This window comes from Nonomuraea cavernae (assembly GCF_040655715.1).
Taxonomy (GTDB): Bacteria; Actinomycetota; Actinomycetes; order Streptosporangiales; family Streptosporangiaceae; genus Nonomuraea; species Nonomuraea cavernae_A.
In genome coordinates, this window is record NZ_JBFAKL010000005.1 from 291,580 (window position 1) to 307,517 (window position 15,938).

General features: G+C 71.8%; 14 protein-coding genes and 1 pseudogene. 8 read left to right on the top strand and 7 right to left on the bottom strand.

Going from position 1 to position 15,938, the window contains the following annotated elements; all coding sequences use genetic code 11:
* Positions 1-25 precede the first annotated feature (25 nt).
* On the top strand, positions 26-1,210 hold the full coding sequence (locus AB0I38_RS09975) for a hypothetical protein (protein ID WP_358464923.1): 1,185 nt from the start codon (positions 26-28) through the stop codon (positions 1,208-1,210).
* A 100-nt stretch (positions 1,211-1,310) separates the two neighbouring features.
* Here the strand turns inward: AB0I38_RS09975 and AB0I38_RS09980 are convergent, their stop codons facing one another.
* The 3 genes from AB0I38_RS09980 to AB0I38_RS09990 form a co-directional block, all read right to left on the bottom strand.
* Complete coding sequence (locus AB0I38_RS09980) at positions 1,311-1,466, bottom strand: hypothetical protein (RefSeq protein ID WP_358464926.1); 156 nt, start codon at positions 1,464-1,466, stop codon at positions 1,311-1,313.
* 33 nt (positions 1,467-1,499) lie between these two features.
* Positions 1,500-2,333 carry an SAM-dependent methyltransferase gene (locus tag AB0I38_RS09985; RefSeq protein ID WP_358464929.1) on the bottom strand — a complete coding sequence of 278 codons (834 nt, stop codon included), beginning with the start codon at positions 2,331-2,333 and terminating at the stop codon, positions 1,500-1,502.
* A gap of 213 nt (positions 2,334-2,546) precedes the next feature.
* Complete coding sequence (locus AB0I38_RS09990; RefSeq protein ID WP_358464932.1) at positions 2,547-3,197, bottom strand: DUF998 domain-containing protein; 651 nt, start codon at positions 3,195-3,197, stop codon at positions 2,547-2,549.
* 309 nt (positions 3,198-3,506) lie between these two features.
* On the opposite strand from AB0I38_RS09990, the gene AB0I38_RS09995 reads away from it, so the two are divergent.
* Positions 3,507-3,833, top strand: a complete 327-nt coding sequence (locus AB0I38_RS09995) for a YciI family protein (protein ID WP_358464937.1) — start codon at positions 3,507-3,509, stop codon at positions 3,831-3,833.
* Positions 3,834-3,929: 96 nt separating this feature from the next.
* Positions 3,930-5,138, top strand: a pseudogene (locus tag AB0I38_RS40385) (RNA polymerase sigma factor); the annotation flags it as partial.
* An 889-nt stretch (positions 5,139-6,027) separates the two neighbouring features.
* On the opposite strand, the gene AB0I38_RS10005 reads toward AB0I38_RS40385, so the two are convergent.
* Positions 6,028-6,909, bottom strand: coding sequence for a LysR family transcriptional regulator (locus tag AB0I38_RS10005; RefSeq protein ID WP_358464943.1), 882 nt, complete (start codon positions 6,907-6,909; stop codon positions 6,028-6,030).
* A gap of 92 nt (positions 6,910-7,001) precedes the next feature.
* Here AB0I38_RS10005 and AB0I38_RS10010 point away from each other — a divergent pair, with 92 nt between their 5' ends.
* Entirely contained in the window at positions 7,002-7,367 is a 366-nt protein-coding gene (locus AB0I38_RS10010) for a YybH family protein (RefSeq protein WP_358464946.1), read from the top strand.
* 22 nt (positions 7,368-7,389) lie between these two features.
* On the opposite strand, the gene AB0I38_RS10015 is transcribed toward AB0I38_RS10010, so the two are convergent.
* Genes AB0I38_RS10015 through AB0I38_RS10025 form a run of 3 tightly spaced genes read right to left on the bottom strand, consistent with a single transcriptional unit; the run spans position 7,390 to position 9,912 of the window.
* On the bottom strand, positions 7,390-8,286 hold the full coding sequence (locus tag AB0I38_RS10015) for a hypothetical protein (RefSeq protein WP_358464949.1): 897 nt from the start codon (positions 8,284-8,286) through the stop codon (positions 7,390-7,392).
* A complete protein-coding gene (locus AB0I38_RS10020; RefSeq protein ID WP_358464952.1) occupies positions 8,283-9,302 on the bottom strand; it encodes a CU044_5270 family protein in 1,020 nt (339 codons plus the stop codon). Before AB0I38_RS10020 ends, AB0I38_RS10015 begins: the two co-directional genes overlap by 4 nt.
* The gene (locus AB0I38_RS10025) at positions 9,295-9,912 is read right to left on the bottom strand and encodes an RNA polymerase sigma factor (RefSeq protein ID WP_358464955.1); all 618 of its coding nucleotides are present in this window, start codon (positions 9,910-9,912) and stop codon (positions 9,295-9,297) included. The genes AB0I38_RS10020 and AB0I38_RS10025 overlap by 8 nt, the downstream gene beginning before the upstream one ends.
* A 185-nt stretch (positions 9,913-10,097) precedes the next feature.
* On the opposite strand from AB0I38_RS10025, the gene AB0I38_RS10030 reads away from it, so the two are divergent.
* The 4 genes from AB0I38_RS10030 to AB0I38_RS10045 all read left to right on the top strand — a co-directional run bounded on the left by AB0I38_RS10030 (position 10,098) and on the right by AB0I38_RS10045 (position 15,904).
* On the top strand, positions 10,098-13,253 hold the full coding sequence (locus AB0I38_RS10030; protein ID WP_358464958.1) for a S8 family serine peptidase: 3,156 nt from the start codon (positions 10,098-10,100) through the stop codon (positions 13,251-13,253).
* 199 nt (positions 13,254-13,452) lie between these two features.
* On the top strand, positions 13,453-13,794 hold the full coding sequence (locus AB0I38_RS10035) for a YciI family protein (protein ID WP_358465160.1): 342 nt from the start codon (positions 13,453-13,455) through the stop codon (positions 13,792-13,794).
* Between the two features lie 7 nt (positions 13,795-13,801).
* A complete protein-coding gene (locus AB0I38_RS10040) occupies positions 13,802-15,085 on the top strand; it encodes an RNA polymerase sigma factor (RefSeq protein ID WP_358464971.1) in 1,284 nt (427 codons plus the stop codon).
* A 129-nt stretch (positions 15,086-15,214) separates the two neighbouring features.
* Positions 15,215-15,904 carry a DUF998 domain-containing protein gene (locus tag AB0I38_RS10045; protein WP_358464978.1) on the top strand — a complete coding sequence of 230 codons (690 nt, stop codon included), beginning with the start codon at positions 15,215-15,217 and terminating at the stop codon, positions 15,902-15,904.
* The last annotated feature ends 34 nt before the right edge of the window (positions 15,905-15,938 follow it).

Sequence of the window (15,938 nt, forward strand, 5' to 3'; positions counted from 1 at the left end):
GGGTCGATACGGCAAACTTCGAGGCATGAGTGCACCAGACGTCACCGCTCTCCTAGCTGAGTTGGAGCGCTCCGATCCAGACCTGGCCGACGAGGCCAGGACCGCCGTCGAGTGGCTGACAGGCGGCGAGGCCCTGGAGACGGTCACCCAGCTCGACGTCTGCGAGTTCCTCTGGTACACCCTGCCGCTCAAGGTCGGCGGCGACCACGAGCGGCTCGCCCGCTCGCTCGGCCGCCTGCTCCAGCTCGGCGGCATGCAGCGCTACGCCGCGCTGTGCGAGTCGCCGACGACGACGCGGATCCTGCGCACGTACGCCCGCGACGGCGAGGACGCCGGCACCTCGGCCTACCAGGAGGCGCTCGACGCCACGGGGGTGCTCCCGCCCGACGTGCCCGATCTGCAGTGGAGCATGATCATGGGGCCCGAGGAGCTGGGCGCCCACGTCGCCTGCTCGGCCGCCCTGGAGCTGGCCATCATCGCGGGTGACGACGTCGACCGGGTCGCGCTGACCAGGCGCTGGCTCACCCAGCCGCGGGCCGACCTGGGCGGCGACAACTGGCTGCACCGGGTCCACGGCGAGCGGCTCAACCGCTGGGTGCTGGGTCGCGGCCCCGCCAGGCGGGAGCTGGCCCAGCCGTTCGAGGTGCGGCTGCACGCGCCGGTGAAGGCCCAGCCGATCCCCGCCCTGCGCCGGCTGCTGGCCCTGGCCGCGTCCGAGACCAGCCTGCCCATGCGGCTGGCCCCCTCCGCGGCGGCGCTGCGGCTGCGCGAGCTGGCCGAGCGCGAGCTGGCGGCGCTCAGCCGCGACGGCGCCACCCTGACCATCACCGCCGAGGGCAGGCGGCTGCTCGATTCGCCCGAGGCCATGTGGGAGGCGGTCACCAGGCTGCTGCTGGCGCGGGGCGAGCACGAGTTCGAGGTGTCGGCCCGCGAGGCCGCGCTCATGCTGCTCGCCGACGGTGTGCTGATGTCGCCCGCCCAACTGCGCGAGCGGGTCGCCGAGGTGGTCGGCGGCGAGGGCTGGCACCCGACGACCGGGCTCGACGACGTCACCAAGCCGGTCGCCGAGCTGGTCGGGCAGCTCACGGCGCTCGAACTCGCCTTCGGTGACGAGCTGGCGATCCGGATGACCCGGGTGGGGCAGCTGGCCTCGCTGGCAGCGCTCCGGGCGCACGCTTTGCGGCCCCGCAAGTACGTCAACTCCGCCTGACCGGGCCGCGCGGCTGAACCGGGCGGTCGCCGCCCGCGTATCTCTCGCTACCCGGCCATCGCGGCGCGCAGAACGCGGTGGCCGGGCCGAAGCCCTCGGATCAGGACTGGTCGCGACGCTCCAGCACGTGCCACCCCACGAGGCAGAGCAGCGCGAAGAGGCACAGCCCGGCGACGAGGAGCGGCTCGGAGACCACGAAGGCGAGCACCAGGGCGGCCAGGGCCAGAACCGCCGCGATCGCCGAGGTCCTCGACACCACACACCCCCTCAACAGGTACGGCAGGGAACTCTACCGGGCGTCGGGGACCCGGCCCACGCCCGCCAGGATGCCCGGGCGGTCGAGGTCGACGGGCGAGGCCGGGGGCTTCTCCGGGTCCCAGTGGGCGACCGGCACCACACCGGGCGGGAGCAGGTCGAGGCCGTCGAAGTAGCCGGAGAGCTGGTCGGGCCCGCGGCCCGTGATGCCGCCCGAGGTCGTGGTCGTGTAGACCTGCCGGCCCGCCGTGGCCACGTCTTCGGCGGCGTTGCCCTGGTAGATGTGCGACACCACGAGGTAGCTGCCGGGGCTCAGCCGATCGCGGATCCGCTGGACGATCCCGGCCGCCTCGGCGTCGTCGGGGATGAAGTGCAGCACCGCGGCCATCAGCACGGCGTACGGGCGCGTGACGTCGATTCGCTCGCGGAGCTGCGGATCATCCATGATCGCGTCGGGGTCTCTGAGGTCGCCGGCCAGGGCGAGGGTGTCGGGGTCACGGGCGAGCAGCGCCCGCGCGTGGATCAGCACGATGGGGTCGTTGTCCACGTAGACCACCCGCGCGTCGGGCGCGTGCCGCCGCGCCACCTGGTGCACGTTGTCCTGGGTGGGCAGCCCAGCGCCGAGGTCGACGAACTGGCGGACCCCCGCCTCGGCCAGCCGGCGCACGGCCCGGCCGAGGAAGGCGCGGTTGGCCCGGGCGATCTCCCCCGCGTCGTTGCCCATCTGCCGGCCGATCTCGATGACCTTCTCGGCCGCCTCGCGGTCGGACGCGAAGTTGTCCTTGCCGCCGAGGTAGTAGTCGTACATGCGGGCGACGCTCGGGACGCGGGCGTCGATCCCGGCGGGCACACGGTCCTGGTCGCTCACGCGATCCCCTTTGCCGGTTGATCGTCCGTTTCTAGGCGGACGCGGAACGATCAGCATAAGTCCTGCTTTCTCGCGCCGGAATGTGCTTTTCCGCTTCCCGTGTCGCCCGGAGCGCGATTGGGAGGTAAAGGACCTGCTTAGAGGATCCGCGGCCACGGCGGCGACGCCTCGCCGCCGTGGAGCGGCACCCTGGCGACGGCGGCGTACACGTTGTCAAGACCTGGCCCGCTTGTCCGCCGCGACCACGGCGATCCACACCATCGCGGTGATCGCGCCGACGCACAGGGTCAGGGAGCCGGCGCGCCCACCCGACATCGCCCAGCCGTCACCGAAGGCGAAGATCAGCCCGGCGAGCCGCGAGGCCGCGGCGAATCCGGGCCGCCCGGCGCGGGAGTAGTGGCGGCCCAGGACGAAGCAGGCGGCGATGAGCGCGGTGAACGCGATGGAGCCGGCGACCATGTGCATGACCCCCTGCCAGCTCATCGTGCCCGTCTGGCCCAGCGGGGTGCCGGCGGGGAAGCCGTCGCCCGGGTCCATGACGAAGACTCCGGCGGCGGCCATCGCCACCCCGTTGACCAGGATCAGCCGTGGTGCCCATGTCCCGCCGGGCGTGCCGCGCAGGACGCGGCGCAACCCGATCGCCCCGGCGACCGTCAGGGCACCGCTGACCAGGAAGTTGGCGATCTGGAGCCAGCCGAGGTCGCCCGTGCTCAGCATGCTGATGGGGTGACGCAGCAAGTCGAAGCCCTCACGGGTGAATGCCTGCGTCAGCGACACGACCGCGAAGAGCGGCGCGGCGACGATGGAGCCCGCGAGCAGGGTGCGCGTCGCCGGGGTGGCGGTGTGGAGCTGGACGGTGGTCATGGTCTGTGTCCTTTCGCGGGGGCGGGAGATCCGCCGGCTGTACGTGTTCCGCCGGTTTCCCCGGCCTCGCTGACGCGTCGAACGAGCCGGGCCGGACTCGACGCCGCTCCCGCCTGCGCGCCGGTGACCTGGGAGAACGCGCGTCGTAACGCATTCCCTGTCACATCGCGGGACGGGCTGCATTCCCTGTCACATCGGCAAGAGGCGCCTGGTCCGGCGGTTACTGTCGATGTCCGCGGCGCCCGATCGATGCGTAGCCAGAGATCGGCACGGATCGATCACCCCCGACCAGCACGAGGAGACACCACGATGCGATTCCTGATGACGACCAAGGCCAACGGCGCGGCCCCCCCGGACGAGGCGGTCTATGCGGAGATGGGCAGGTTCGTGGAGGAGATGACCCAGGCCGGGGTGCTGCTGGCGACCGGCGGCCTGGACCCGGTGGGAGTCCGCGTCACGGCCACCGACGGGACGATCACCGTCACCGACGGACCGTTCGCCGAGGCGAAGGAGGCGATCGTCAGCTTCGCGCTGATCGAGGCGCGCTCGCAGGAGGAGGCCGTCGAGCTGTCCCGGCGCTTTTGGAAGATCATCGGCACCGGCGAGGGCAGCATCCAGCAGGTCTTCGGCCCGTAGGACTGATCGGCCGGTTGCGTGCGCGGCCGGGCAGGTGCTCTCATCGAGCACGTGACGTCCGGAGACACCCACCGCGCGGTCGACGCGGTCTGGAAGATGGAGTCGGCGAGGATCATCGCCGGGCTCGTCCGGATGGTGGGCGACGTGGGGCTGGCCGAGGAGCTCGCGCAGGACGCGCTCCTCGCCGCCCTCGAACAGTGGCCCGAGTCAGGCACCCCCGACAATCCGGGCGCCTGGCTCATGGCCGTCGCCAAACGTCGCGCGATCGACCACCTGCGGCGCCACCGGCGCCTCGACGTCAGACACGAGCAGCTCGCCCACGAGCTCGCCACCCGGCCCGACACCGCCGAGGCCGATCTCGACACGGCCCTGGACGACGACGTGGGCGACGACGTCCTGCGCCTGATGTTCGTCTCCTGCCACCCGGCGCTGTCCCACGACGCCCAGGTGGCTCTGACGTTGCGGCTGCTCGGTGGCCTGCGCACCGAGGAGATCGCACGCGCGTTCCTCGTCTCCGAGCCGACGGTCGCGCAGCGCGTCGTCCGGGCCAAGCGCACGCTCGCCGACCTCAAGGTGCCCTTCGAGGTCCCGGCCGGGCCGGATCGGGCCGACCGCCTGTCGTCGGTGCTCGAGGTCATCTACCTGGTGTTCAACGAGGGCTACACCGCCACCGCCGGCGACGACTGGATCCGGCACGACCTCTGCCACGAGGCGCTGCGCCTGGGCCGCCTGCTGGCCCGGCTCGCGCCTGACGAGGCCGAGGTGCACGGCCTCGTCGCCCTGATGGAGCTCCAGGCGTCCCGGTCAGCCGCCCGGACGGAGCCAGGGGGCCAGCCGATCGCGCTGCACGAGCAGAACCGCGGCCGCTGGGACCTGCTGCTCGTCCGTCGCGGCTTCACCGCCCTGCTGCGCGCCCGGCAGGCCGGTGGCCCCCTCGGCCCCTACGTGCTGCAGGCCGCCATCGCCGCCTGCCACGCGCGGGCCCGCAGCGCGGAGGAGACCGACTGGGCGCAGATCGCCGCCCTCTACGCGCTGCTCGCCCGGGTGCTGCCCACGCCGGTCGTGCAGCTCAACCGGGCGGTCGCGCTGGCCATGGCCCACGGCCCCGAGGCGGGCCTGGAGCTGGCCGACACGCTGCTCGCCGAGCCGGCACTCAAGGGCTATCACCGCCTGCCCAGCGTGCGGGGCGACCTCCTGGCCAAACTCGGCCGGCACGAGGAGGCCAGGCGGGAGTTCGAGCGGGCCGCGGCTCTCACCCTCAACCTGCCCGAACGTACGATCCTGCTCGACCGCGCAGCGACCTGCGCCGCCGCGGCCATCCCCGAAGTGGGCGGCACGCTGGCCGAGGCCGCGACCGCCTTCCTGGGCCGGGCCGAGCTGGACCCCGCGACCGTCCGCTCCTACGGGCAGACCCTGGGCCGGCTGCGCCGCGAGCTGGGCGACGACCTCCCGCTGCGCGGCGTGCACGCGGCGCGGGTCACCGAGATCTTCACGTCGGCGTGGGGAGAGGCCGCCGCCGCCACGTGGAACCGGCATCGGGGCGCCGTCCGCTCCTTCTCCGCCTGGGCCGGCGCGCACGGTCTCCTGTCCGGCGACCTGGCGTCCGGGCTGGCCCGCCGGGCCGAGCCCCGTGGCCGCACCCGTCCCATCGAGCCGCCGCGCCTCGCCGCGTTGTGGCAGCGGCCCGGTCTCGGCCTGCGCGAACGCGCGCTGTGGCTGATGCTGCACGAGAGCGCGGCGCCGGTCGGCTCGGTGCTCGCCCTCAACGTCGAGGACCTCGACCTGGCCGGTCGGCGCGGGAAGACGGCCGCCGGGTCCCGCTGGATCAGCTGGCGGTCCGGCACCGCCGAGCTCCTGCCCGGCCTCGTCGCGGGCCGCCGCCGCGGCCCCCTGTTCCTGTCGGACCGGAGGCCCGGCCCCGGCCGTCCGCCCGCTCCGGCCGACCTGTGCCCGGAGACCGGCCGTCGCAGGCTCTCGTACGAGCGGGCCGAATACCTGTTCAAGCAGGCCACCGGCCACACGCTCAGCCAGCTAAGGAGCCGGTAGCCGACCCGAGCTCGCCGGAGGCGATCCCCCAGGGTCGAGCACATGACCTTGGACCAGGCAGGCGTGCACATTTCACCCTCGACCTGGCAGCAGCAGCCGCCGGCATGACCAGCTTCGGCCACGAACTCGCCGACCGGATCAGCCGGGATCAGTGCTCCGTGAATGCGCGCCGGGCGTACGAGAGCAGCTCACGTACGGCGGGATTGTGCGTGTCCTTCCAGATCAGCGCGAGCAGCGCGGGCGTTTCGACGTCATCGATGGTGCGGGCGGTGAGCCGGTCGCGGTGGCGGGCGGCCATCGACTCGCTCAGGATGCCGACGCCGAGCCCGCGGGCGGCGAGGTCGGCGATGGCGTCACCCGCGCTGGCCTGCAGCGCGATCACGGGTTGCCGGTTCTGCGCCGCGCAGGCCTGATCGAACACGGCGCGCAGGCCGGTGCCCGGTGGCATGCACACGATCGGATGGGTCTCCAGCTCGGCCAGGGTGACCCGGTCGCGTCGCGCCAGCGGATGCGTGGCCGGGACCACCGCGACGAGCCGCTCGCTGATGATCGTCAACGCGTCAAGGCCGTCGGGGGCGACGGTCGCGGTGCCGATGAGCGCCAGGTCGAGGGTGCCGGAGCGAACGCCCTCGATGAGCCGGTCGGAGTTGTCCTCCTGCAGCGAGATCTCGACTCCGGGATGCGCCCGGCGGAACGCGGCGAGCGCGTCGAACAGCGGGGTGATCGTGCAGCCGATGACCATCCCGATCGAGAGCCGGCCCCGGATCAGGCCGGTCACCTCGCCCACGGCCTGGCCGAGCGCATCGGCGGCGGCGAGCGCGTCGCGGGCGTGCTGGAGGGCGGCCTTGCCCGCGACGGTGAGGGTGGCGGCGCGAGCCGACCGGTCGAAGAGCGTGGCGCCGAGCTCATGTTCGAGCCGGCGGATCTGGGCGCTGACGCCGGACTGACTGATGTGCACCCGCTCGGCCGCCCGGGTGAAGCTCCGCTCCTCGGCGACCGCCACGAAGTATTCCAGCTGCCTCAGTTCCATAACCATAGATTCTAGCTTCCAGCAGAACCATCTGTTGGACTTCTAGTTCCAGGTCGACCAGGCTGGAAGGCACTGAGACCCAGGAGGAAGCCATGCCGGAGTACGAGAAGGCCATGCGGCCCGAAGACATCACCCGCCTGTTCGTCGAGCGGTCCAACGCCGGTGACGCGGCCGGAGTCGCCGCCCTGTACGAGCAGGACGCGGTGCTGGCCTACCCGCCCGGCGGCCGGACGGTCGGCCGCGAGGCGATCCGGGCCCTGTGGGAGAAGGTGCTGGCCAACCGTCCCCGCTTCGAGCCGGAACAACCGCTGCCGACGCTGATCAGCGGTGACATCGCGCTCACCTCGACGCCGCCCAAGGACGGGAGCGGCGCTCGCGCGCAGGTCGTGCGGCGCCAACCGGACGGGAGCTGGCTGCGCCTGCTCGACCAGCCCGAGTTCGTCCCTCCCACCCGTTGACCTCAGGGCAGCGGCGAGAAGGTCAGTTCGCGGCGGGGATCGCGGGCTTGTCGTCCGTCCAGCCGGCCTTGTACGTCCGCACGCCGGACTTGCCCAGCACTGGCTTGCCACCGTCCTTGAGGTCGATGTATGTGGCCAGCAGCGTCATGGCCTTGGTGTCCACCAGGAGCTGCTGTTTGAGCACCGAGCCTTTGTTGGAGGGAGTGGGCAGGGCCAGTTTCTGACCGGAGCGGCCCAGCGGGTCCTTGGCCCGGCCGAGGTCGGTGACGCCCTTGGTGGTCTTCAGCACCTGGTAGGCGGCGGTCCTGACCTTCTCCGGCACCGGATTCGCGTACAGCAGCTCGGCCGCGCTCTGGGCGACGTATTTGTCGACATTGACCAGCCAGTCGGCCTTCCTGGAGTTGGGGCTGGTGGTCCTGGCCTCCTCCGAGGCCTTGTCGATCCAGGCGTTGACGTCTGCGGTGAGGTGCTTCCTGAGGGTTTCGGTGTTGGTGGGCAACGACTGGAGCTGCTGGTAGGTGACGTACTTCTCGCCAAGGCGGAACCCTCCAGGCCGGTTCGGGACCGCCTTGATGAAGCCCTTGCCCGGCTCGGTGGACAGGCGGATCTTCATGCCCTCAGTGCGGTACTCCCACGTGGCCGGCGAACCATCGGCGCGCCAGGCCGCTTCGTCCTTCGGGGTCGCGGGTCTGGCACCCAGTTCGCGGTGTCCGGTCCAGCTCTTGCCGTCGGGTGACAGCCACTCGGTGCTGATCTCGCGCTGGATCAGCTGGTAGCCGCTGCCGACCGGGCGGGGATGAGTCGTGGTGAAGGTCGTCTCGACCCGCCAGTAAGCCCCCTCCGGCGCGTCGGCGGCCACGGGAGCGGCGATCACACCAGCGAAGATCAGGCCGACGGTGACGGCCAGGGTGAATCTCATTTCTTCTCCTTCAACGGGTTGTCGTCCGCCCAGCGGCTGTCCTTGATCGCCGTGTAGCTCAGGAGCATGCCGTCCGCGACGGAACGGGTCTCGATGGAAAGTGGCCTGCCTGAGACGGGGTCGATCACCAGCCGGGTCCTGGTCGCCCCCACCTGGTCGTGCGGGGCGAACTCCCCGGACTCGTACTCGATCGCCTCCCCCGCACGGCCCAGCACGTCGGTGGTCTGCCCGACGGCGGCGACGCCGGGCATCGAGGCGAGCAGCCGGTACGCGGCGGCCCTGGTTTCGCTTGTCACGGGCGCGAAAACCAGCAGGCGCACCGTGGTGTCGAGGGTCGTTCGGTCGTCCGTGCCGAAAAGCGCCTTGAGCCCCTCGGGGGTGTCGGGTAGCTCGCTCATCTTGGTCAGCGCCTTGCCCGCCGCGACGATGCGAAAGTCCCAGTCCTCGGTCGAGAAGGTTCGCTGTTCGTCGGGCTCGGCCTGTTCGACATAGTCGTCGTACGTCCACGACGTGGGCGAGCCGTCGGCGCGCCAGGCCGCCTCATCCTGGGATGTCGCGGGCTTGATCCCCTCCGGGGTCTCGCGATACCAGGTGAGCCCTTCGGGATCGGCGGGGATCCAGGTCTCCCTCATCCGGCGCTCATGGAGGACGTACCGGCCGCCAGGCTCGCGAAACCGCCGGCCCATGACCTCCGTACTGCCCCACCACGCGCCCTCATCGGGCATGGTGGCCACCGAGGCGGCCGCCACCAGCAGGAACCGTTTGCCATCCGTCTGAGCGATCGGCCCCGAGGTGACGGGCGCGCTGTGGCGCACCGTCGGCGCGATCACGATGGCCGCCGCGGCGGCAGCACCCGCCAGACCGAGCCCCAGCGCGGTCCATCTGGCTGTCCTGCGGCCCCGCCGCACCCGCTCCTGCGCGAACGCGGCGGCCATCCGCACGCGCCCGGCCCGCTCGACCTCGGGCGACAGCGGCGGCGCGGGCAGCAGCTCCCGCACCGCCTGGTAATCATCCATGAGAGCCTCCAGCTAAGGGGTTGACGCCGCCCAGAGCGGCACGGAGCTTCTTGCGCGCCCGCCACAACCGCGATCCGACCGTGCCGTACGGGATGTCGAGGGCCTGCGCCACTTCTTCATGGCTGAGGTCGCCCAGTGCGCTCAGCAGCAGCACGTCCCTGTCCCGGTCGGGCAGCGCACGCAGCTCAGCCGCCAGCCGCGCCTGTGCGCTCACGGCGTCGACGCGAGTGACCACGCGTTCCTCGTGGCCATGCTCCGTGCCGTCGCGCACGGCCGCGCTGCGCTGCAACGCGGCCAGCCGCCTGGTCTCGGTACGTCGATGCGACGAGATCAGGTTGGTGGCGAAGCCGTACAGCCAGGGACGAACCTCTCCGCGCTGGGGATCGAACGCCTCGCGCTTCCTGAACGCCGCGAGAAAGACCTCCGCGGTGAGATCGTCGGCAGCCTGCCGGTCGAGCCGCCGTCCCAGGTACGCGTGGATCTCACCCACGTACCGGTCATAGATCTCACCGAACCGCTCGGGTTTTCGGCGCGACAGCTCCAGCAGGGCCGCGTCACTGATCTTCTCCGAGCGGTCGGTGAGATCAGAGGCCCTTGTATTGGCAGTCACACCCCTTACTCCACCGAAAGGCCGCATTGCTTTCACACCAGTCGCTCGGGCCCAGTTGCCACCAGATCGGTCACGCAAGCCTCGCCTGAGCCCCGGTCAATCGGCCCCGTCATCCGTACGTGAAGGAATTTCCGGCATCGGCGGAGAAGTAGTGATCAACTGTCGATGAATCGGAGTCCAGGACCTTGCGCACGTTCACTACAGCGGGCGCGGCGTTAGCCGTCGCCACTGCGCTGCTCGTCCCACTGCCCGCGAAAGCGGCGCCCGGCCCCGGCGGCGGCGACGCTCGTACCGTCACGCTCGTCACCGGCGACCGGGTCACCGTCACCGACGACCTGACCGCGATGATCCAACGCGGTGCGGGCCGCGAGGAGATCACGTTCAGCACCGACGACAGCGGCGGACGACTGCGCGTCGTGCCCAGCGACGCCGTACCGCTGCTGAGGGCGGGGCGGCTCGACCCGCGCCTGTTCGACGTGACGACGCTGCTGAAGCACGGCTACGGCGACCCGCACGGCGCGTTGCCGCTCATCGTCACCGGCGACTCACAGCCGCGTACGCTGCGGGGCGCCACGCGGACCAGGGCGCTCGCGGCGGTGAACGGCTACGCCGTGCGGCAGGAGCGGGCGCATGCCACAGGCTTCTGGCGAGACGTCATCGCCGGCGACGGCAAGATCTGGCTGGACGGCCGCGCGAGCCTGTCGCTCGACGCGAGCGTCAAGCAGATCGGTGCCCCGGCGGCCTGGGCGCACGGCCTCACCGGAGCCGGTGTCAAGGTGGCGGTGCTCGACACCGGCATCGACGCCACCCATCCCGACCTGGCCGGGAAGGTCGCCGCCCGAGCCGACTTCACAGAGACGCCGGACGAGCGCGACCTGATCGGACACGGTACGCACGTGGCGTCCACCATCGCGGGCCAGGGTACGGCCTCCGAGGGCAGGTATCAGGGTGTGGCGCCGGGCGTCACACTGCTGGACGGCCGGGTCTGCGAGAGCCGCTTCTGCAGTGAGTCGGCCATCCTGGCCGGCATGCAGTGGGCCGCCGAGCAGGGCGCCCAGGTGGTGAACATGAGTCTCGGCGGCCCGGACGAGCCGGGGACGGATCCGCTGGAGACGGCAGTCCAGACGCTCACCGAGCGGTACGGAACGCTGTTCGTCGCGGCTGCGGGCAACCAGGGGCTGGATCACGGGGTGAGCTCGCCGTCCAGCGCGGACGCCGCGCTGGCCGTCGGTGCGGTCACCAAGGCGGACGAGCACGCCGCGTTCTCCAACCGCGGACCGCGGGCCGGTGACGGCGGCCTCAAGCCGGACATCACCGCCCCCGGCGTGGACATCACCGCAGCGCGAAGCAAGGACAGCCCCGGAGACGGGTCGTACCAGGCCATGTCCGGTACCTCGATGGCCACCCCGCACGTGGTGGGAGTGGCAGCCCTGCTGGCCGGAGCGCGCCCTGACTGGAAGGCGGGCACGCTCAAGGCCGCGCTGATGGCCTCGGCCAAGGCCAACCCGGAACTCGGCGTCTTCACGCAGGGCGCGGGCCGGGTGGACGCCGACCGGGCGACCACCCAGAGCGTGACGGCCGACCCGCCCGGCCTCGGGTACGGTCTGCAGACCTGGCCGCATGACGACGACCAGCCGATCGCCAGGAAGCTGACCTACCACAACCACCATGACCGGCCGGTCACGCTCACGCTGGAGTCCCGGGCAGGCAGAACGTTCACGGTCACGCCGGCCACCCTCACCGTGCCGGCGGGCGGCCAGGCCGAGGCGATCGTCACCGCCGACACCCGCATCGACGGGCCCGACGGGCTGCTCGGCGGTCATGTGGTGGCGACCGGCCCGGATGGGCTGAGCGTCTCCACGCCCGTGGGTGTGGAGAAGGAGGTCGAAAGCTACGAGCTGACGGTCAACCACACTGACCGGTCCGGCGCTCCCACCGGCCGGTACGAGATGTCGATCAGGAGTCTGGACACCGAGCAGTCCTCGATCACGGTCTTCGGCGAGCAGAATCCCTTCACCATCCGCCTGCCCAAGGGCAGATGGCAGGTGGATACCACGGTGGTGAGCGAGGACGGTGTCACGCTGCTCGTCCAGCCGGAACTGATGCTCGATCAGCCGCGAACCGTGGAAGCCGATGCCCGGCTCGGCCGGCCGATGTCGGTCACGCTGCCCGCCGCGGACGCCGTGCTGCTACAGGGGGAGGTCGTCTACCAGTGGCGCTCGGCCGACGGTCACCTGTACAACAGGGGCTGGCTGCCAAGGCGGCTGGATCGGTCGTTCACCGCCCAGCTCGGACCTGATCGCACCTACGAGGGGTTCCGGACGAAGGTGGGGGGCCACTGGGCCGGCGCGGAAACCTACCGGCTGGCCTGGTTCGTGGATGGACGCCTGCCCACCGGATTCCACCGGGACGTGGTCAAGGAGAACCTCGCGATGATCCGCACCGACTACGCCCGGCACCTGCCGGACGCGGAGGCTGCGGCGTCCGGCGCTGCCGCGCCGCGCGAAGGCCAGTTCCGGGCCTGGCTGTCGATGGACGACTTCACCACGCCGTCCGTCCGCACCGAGTACGTCAACACCGACGACGGCATCCGCTGGCGGCGTTTCCTCCTCGAGTACGGCACGGACGGCCGCCTCAACCAGTTCCAGTCGGGTTACACCCGCTATCCGGCCGGCAAGGTCACCACCGAGCGGTGGAACCGAGGCGTGTTCGGTCCCTCGTTGCAGGACAGCGAGGAAGACACGGACGCCGCCGCCCGCACGGGTGAGGTGATCTCAACGAACCTGTGGATGTTCGGAGACGGCCGCGGCTCCCTCGGCTACTCCTCGCGCGCCACCGCGCACGTCGCGCTCCATCGCGACGGCGAGTTGGTCGGCGAGGCCGACTCCCTGACCGCCGACCTCACCGTGCCGCCCGGTGAGGCCGCCTACAAGCTGGTGGCACGGGCTGAGCGGGGTGCTCCCGCGAGCTTGTCCACCAGCGTCTCAGCGACCTGGACGTTCCGCTCGGCGACCACGGCGAAGACCACCCGGCTGCCGCTGTCCGTGATCAGGTTCTCCCCTGAGCTGAATGTGGACAACACCGCCCCGGCGGGCCGCCGCTTCACCATCCCGGTCAGCGTCCGACCGATGCCGGACAGCACGGCGGGCAAGCCGCGCGGCCTGACGGTGGAGGTCTCCTACGACGACGGTGCCACCTGGGCGCGGGCGCGCGTCCAGGACGGCAAGGTCGTGCTCGGCCACCCCGCCGGGCAGGGGTTCGTGTCACTGCGTGCCAAGTCCACCGACACCGCCGGCAACACCGTCGAGCAGACCGTGCTGCGCGCCTACCGGATCGCCTGATTCGCCACCTGGTCCACTGACCGAGCTCAAGTCCCTCATTCGCCGCCGCCGTCCCACGCGGACAGGAGGCGACGGGGGTCGGGTCGCAAAAGTATTCTTCGCGAACGTGTCCATCTGGCCGTGTCCCATTCGTGGTGACCTCGTACGGCGAACAGCGCCGCACGCGCCACAACAGGACAGGAGTGCGATCGTGAAGTACATGTTGCTGATCCAGAGTGCGTCCGCCGAGACGGCCGACGCCGCCGACCAGTGCACGGTCGAGGACTGGGTCTCCTTTGACAAGGAGGTGCAGGAGGCGGGGATCTGGGTCTCCGGGGAGTCGCTGGCGGACCTGGTCACCGCCACCGCGGTGCGGGTCGGCCGGGACGGCGGGCGGACGGTGACGGATGGTCCGTTCGCCGAGACCCGCGAGATTCTCGGCGGCTTCTACGTCATCGACGTGCCGGACCTGGACGTCGCGCTGGACTGGGCCGCCCGCTGCCCCGGCGCGCGCGGCGGCGGGTCGGTCGTGGTGCGGCCGGTCGCCGAGTTCGGCGGCTGAGGCCACGATGGACGACCCGGCCGCCGCCACCGGGACACCGGACGGGGCGCCGGTGGCGTCCGTCGAGGCGGTGTTCCGTGAGGAACGCGGCCGGCTGCTGGCCGCCCTGGTCCGCCGCTTCGGCGACCTCGACCTGGCCGAGGAGGTCACCTCCGACGCGATCGAGGCGGCGCTGACCCGCTGGCCGGTCGACGGCGTCCCGCCCAAGCCGGGTGCCTGGCTGATGACCACGGCACGACGCAAGGCGGTCGACCGGCTCCGCCGCGACCAGGCGTTCGCCGCCCGGCTGGCCATCCTTCAGGTGGAGGCCGAACGGGCGGCGGCCCCGGCCACGGACGTGGCCGCAGGTGACCTGCCGGACGAGCGGCTGCAGTTGTTCTTCACCTGCGCTCATCCGGCTCTGCCGGCTGAGGACCGCGGCGCGCTGACTCTGCGCTGCCTGGCCGGGCTGACCACCCCCGAGGTGGCGCGGGCCTATCTCGTCCCGCAGGCGACGATGGCCAAACGGATCGTCCGGGCGAAGAAGAAGATCCGCGAGGCCCGGATCCCGTTCCGGGTGCCCGGCGCGGACGAGCTACCGGAGCGGCTGCCGGGCGTGCTCCAGGTGGTGTACTCGATCTTCACCGAAGGCTACGCGGCCAGTTCGGGCCCGCACCTCCAGCGGCTGGACCTCGCCGAGGAGGCCATCCGGCTGGGCCGGATCCTGCGCCGGCTGATGCCCGCCGAACAGGAGGTCGCCGGGCTGCTCGGGCTGATGCTGCTGATCCATGCCCGGCGCGACTCCCGGACCGGCCCGGACGGCGAGCTGGTGCTGCTCGACGAGCAGGACCGCGGCCGCTGGGACCGCACGATGATCGAGGAGGGCCGTGGCCTGGTGCCGCCCGCCCTGACCGGCGGCCTCCCGGGCCCGTATGGCGTGCAGGCCGCGATCGCCGCCCTGCACAACGAGGCCGCGACCCTCGCCACCACCGACTGGCCGCAGATCGTCGCGCTCTACGACGTGCTGCTCGCGCTGACGCCGTCCCCGGTCGTCGCGCTGAACCGGGCCGCGGCGGTGGCGATGCGCGACGGACCGGAGGCGGGGCTGGCGTTGCTGGACGACCTGGCCGGTGAGCCGGCGCTGCGCGGCTACCTCCCCTTCCCCACCGCGCGGGCCGACCTGTTGCACCGGCTCGGCCGGCTCACCGAGGCCGCGGCGGCCTACCGGGAGGCGCTCGAACTGGCCGGCACCGAACCCGAACGCGCCCACCTGCGCCGCAGGCTGCACGCGGTCGAGCAGCCCGGCGCCTGATCCCGCGCGACACGACCGAGCGGGCCGTCGGTGAATCCACCGATGAGTGTCCATCCGCCCGCATCCCGTTCGTAGTCATGCCATACGGCGCCCCGCACGGGACGCACCTGTCGTGAAAGGACCGGGACCATGACCGCGACCTCCTCCACGGGCACCACGCCCACCCACCACGGCCCGACCACGCTCCTGCTGAGCTGCGGCACGGTCGCCGGGCTGCTCTTCCCCGTCGTCTCGTTCGCGCAGGCCTTCACCCGCGCCGGTTTCGACCTGCCCCGGCACGCGCTGAGCTCGCTGACCCTCGGCGACCTCGGCTGGCTCCAGATCGCGAACTTCGTGGTCACGGGCCTGCTGGCCATCCTCTTCGCGGTCGGCCTCCGGCGAACCCTGCGCCCCGGACGGGCGGGCACGTTCGGACCGGCTCTGGTCGGCGTCTACGGCGTGGGAATGATCGGCGGCGGAATCTTCGCCCCCGACCCCGCCCTGGGCTGGCCGGTCGGCGCCCCTGAGGGCGTGCCCGAGCACCTCAGCGTGAACAGCGCCCTGCACGTGGTCTTCGCGGCCGCGGCGTTCCTGTCCCTGATCGTGGCCGGTCTCGTGTTCGCCCGGCGGTTCGCCGGTCAAGGACGGCGCGGCTGGGCGACGTACTGCGCCGCCGTGGGCATCACCACCTTCGTTCTCACGGTCCCGCCGTGGAGCGAGGACAGCGCGAGCCTGCGCTTCGCCGCCGGCGCAGTGATCATCTCAAGCTGGCTCGCCATCATCTCCTGGCGGTTGCGCACCGAGAACCCCGGTCAGGCCGGTACGACCAGCACGACGTGACCGGTGTCCCGGCACGGGCGAGCCGGTCGGCGTC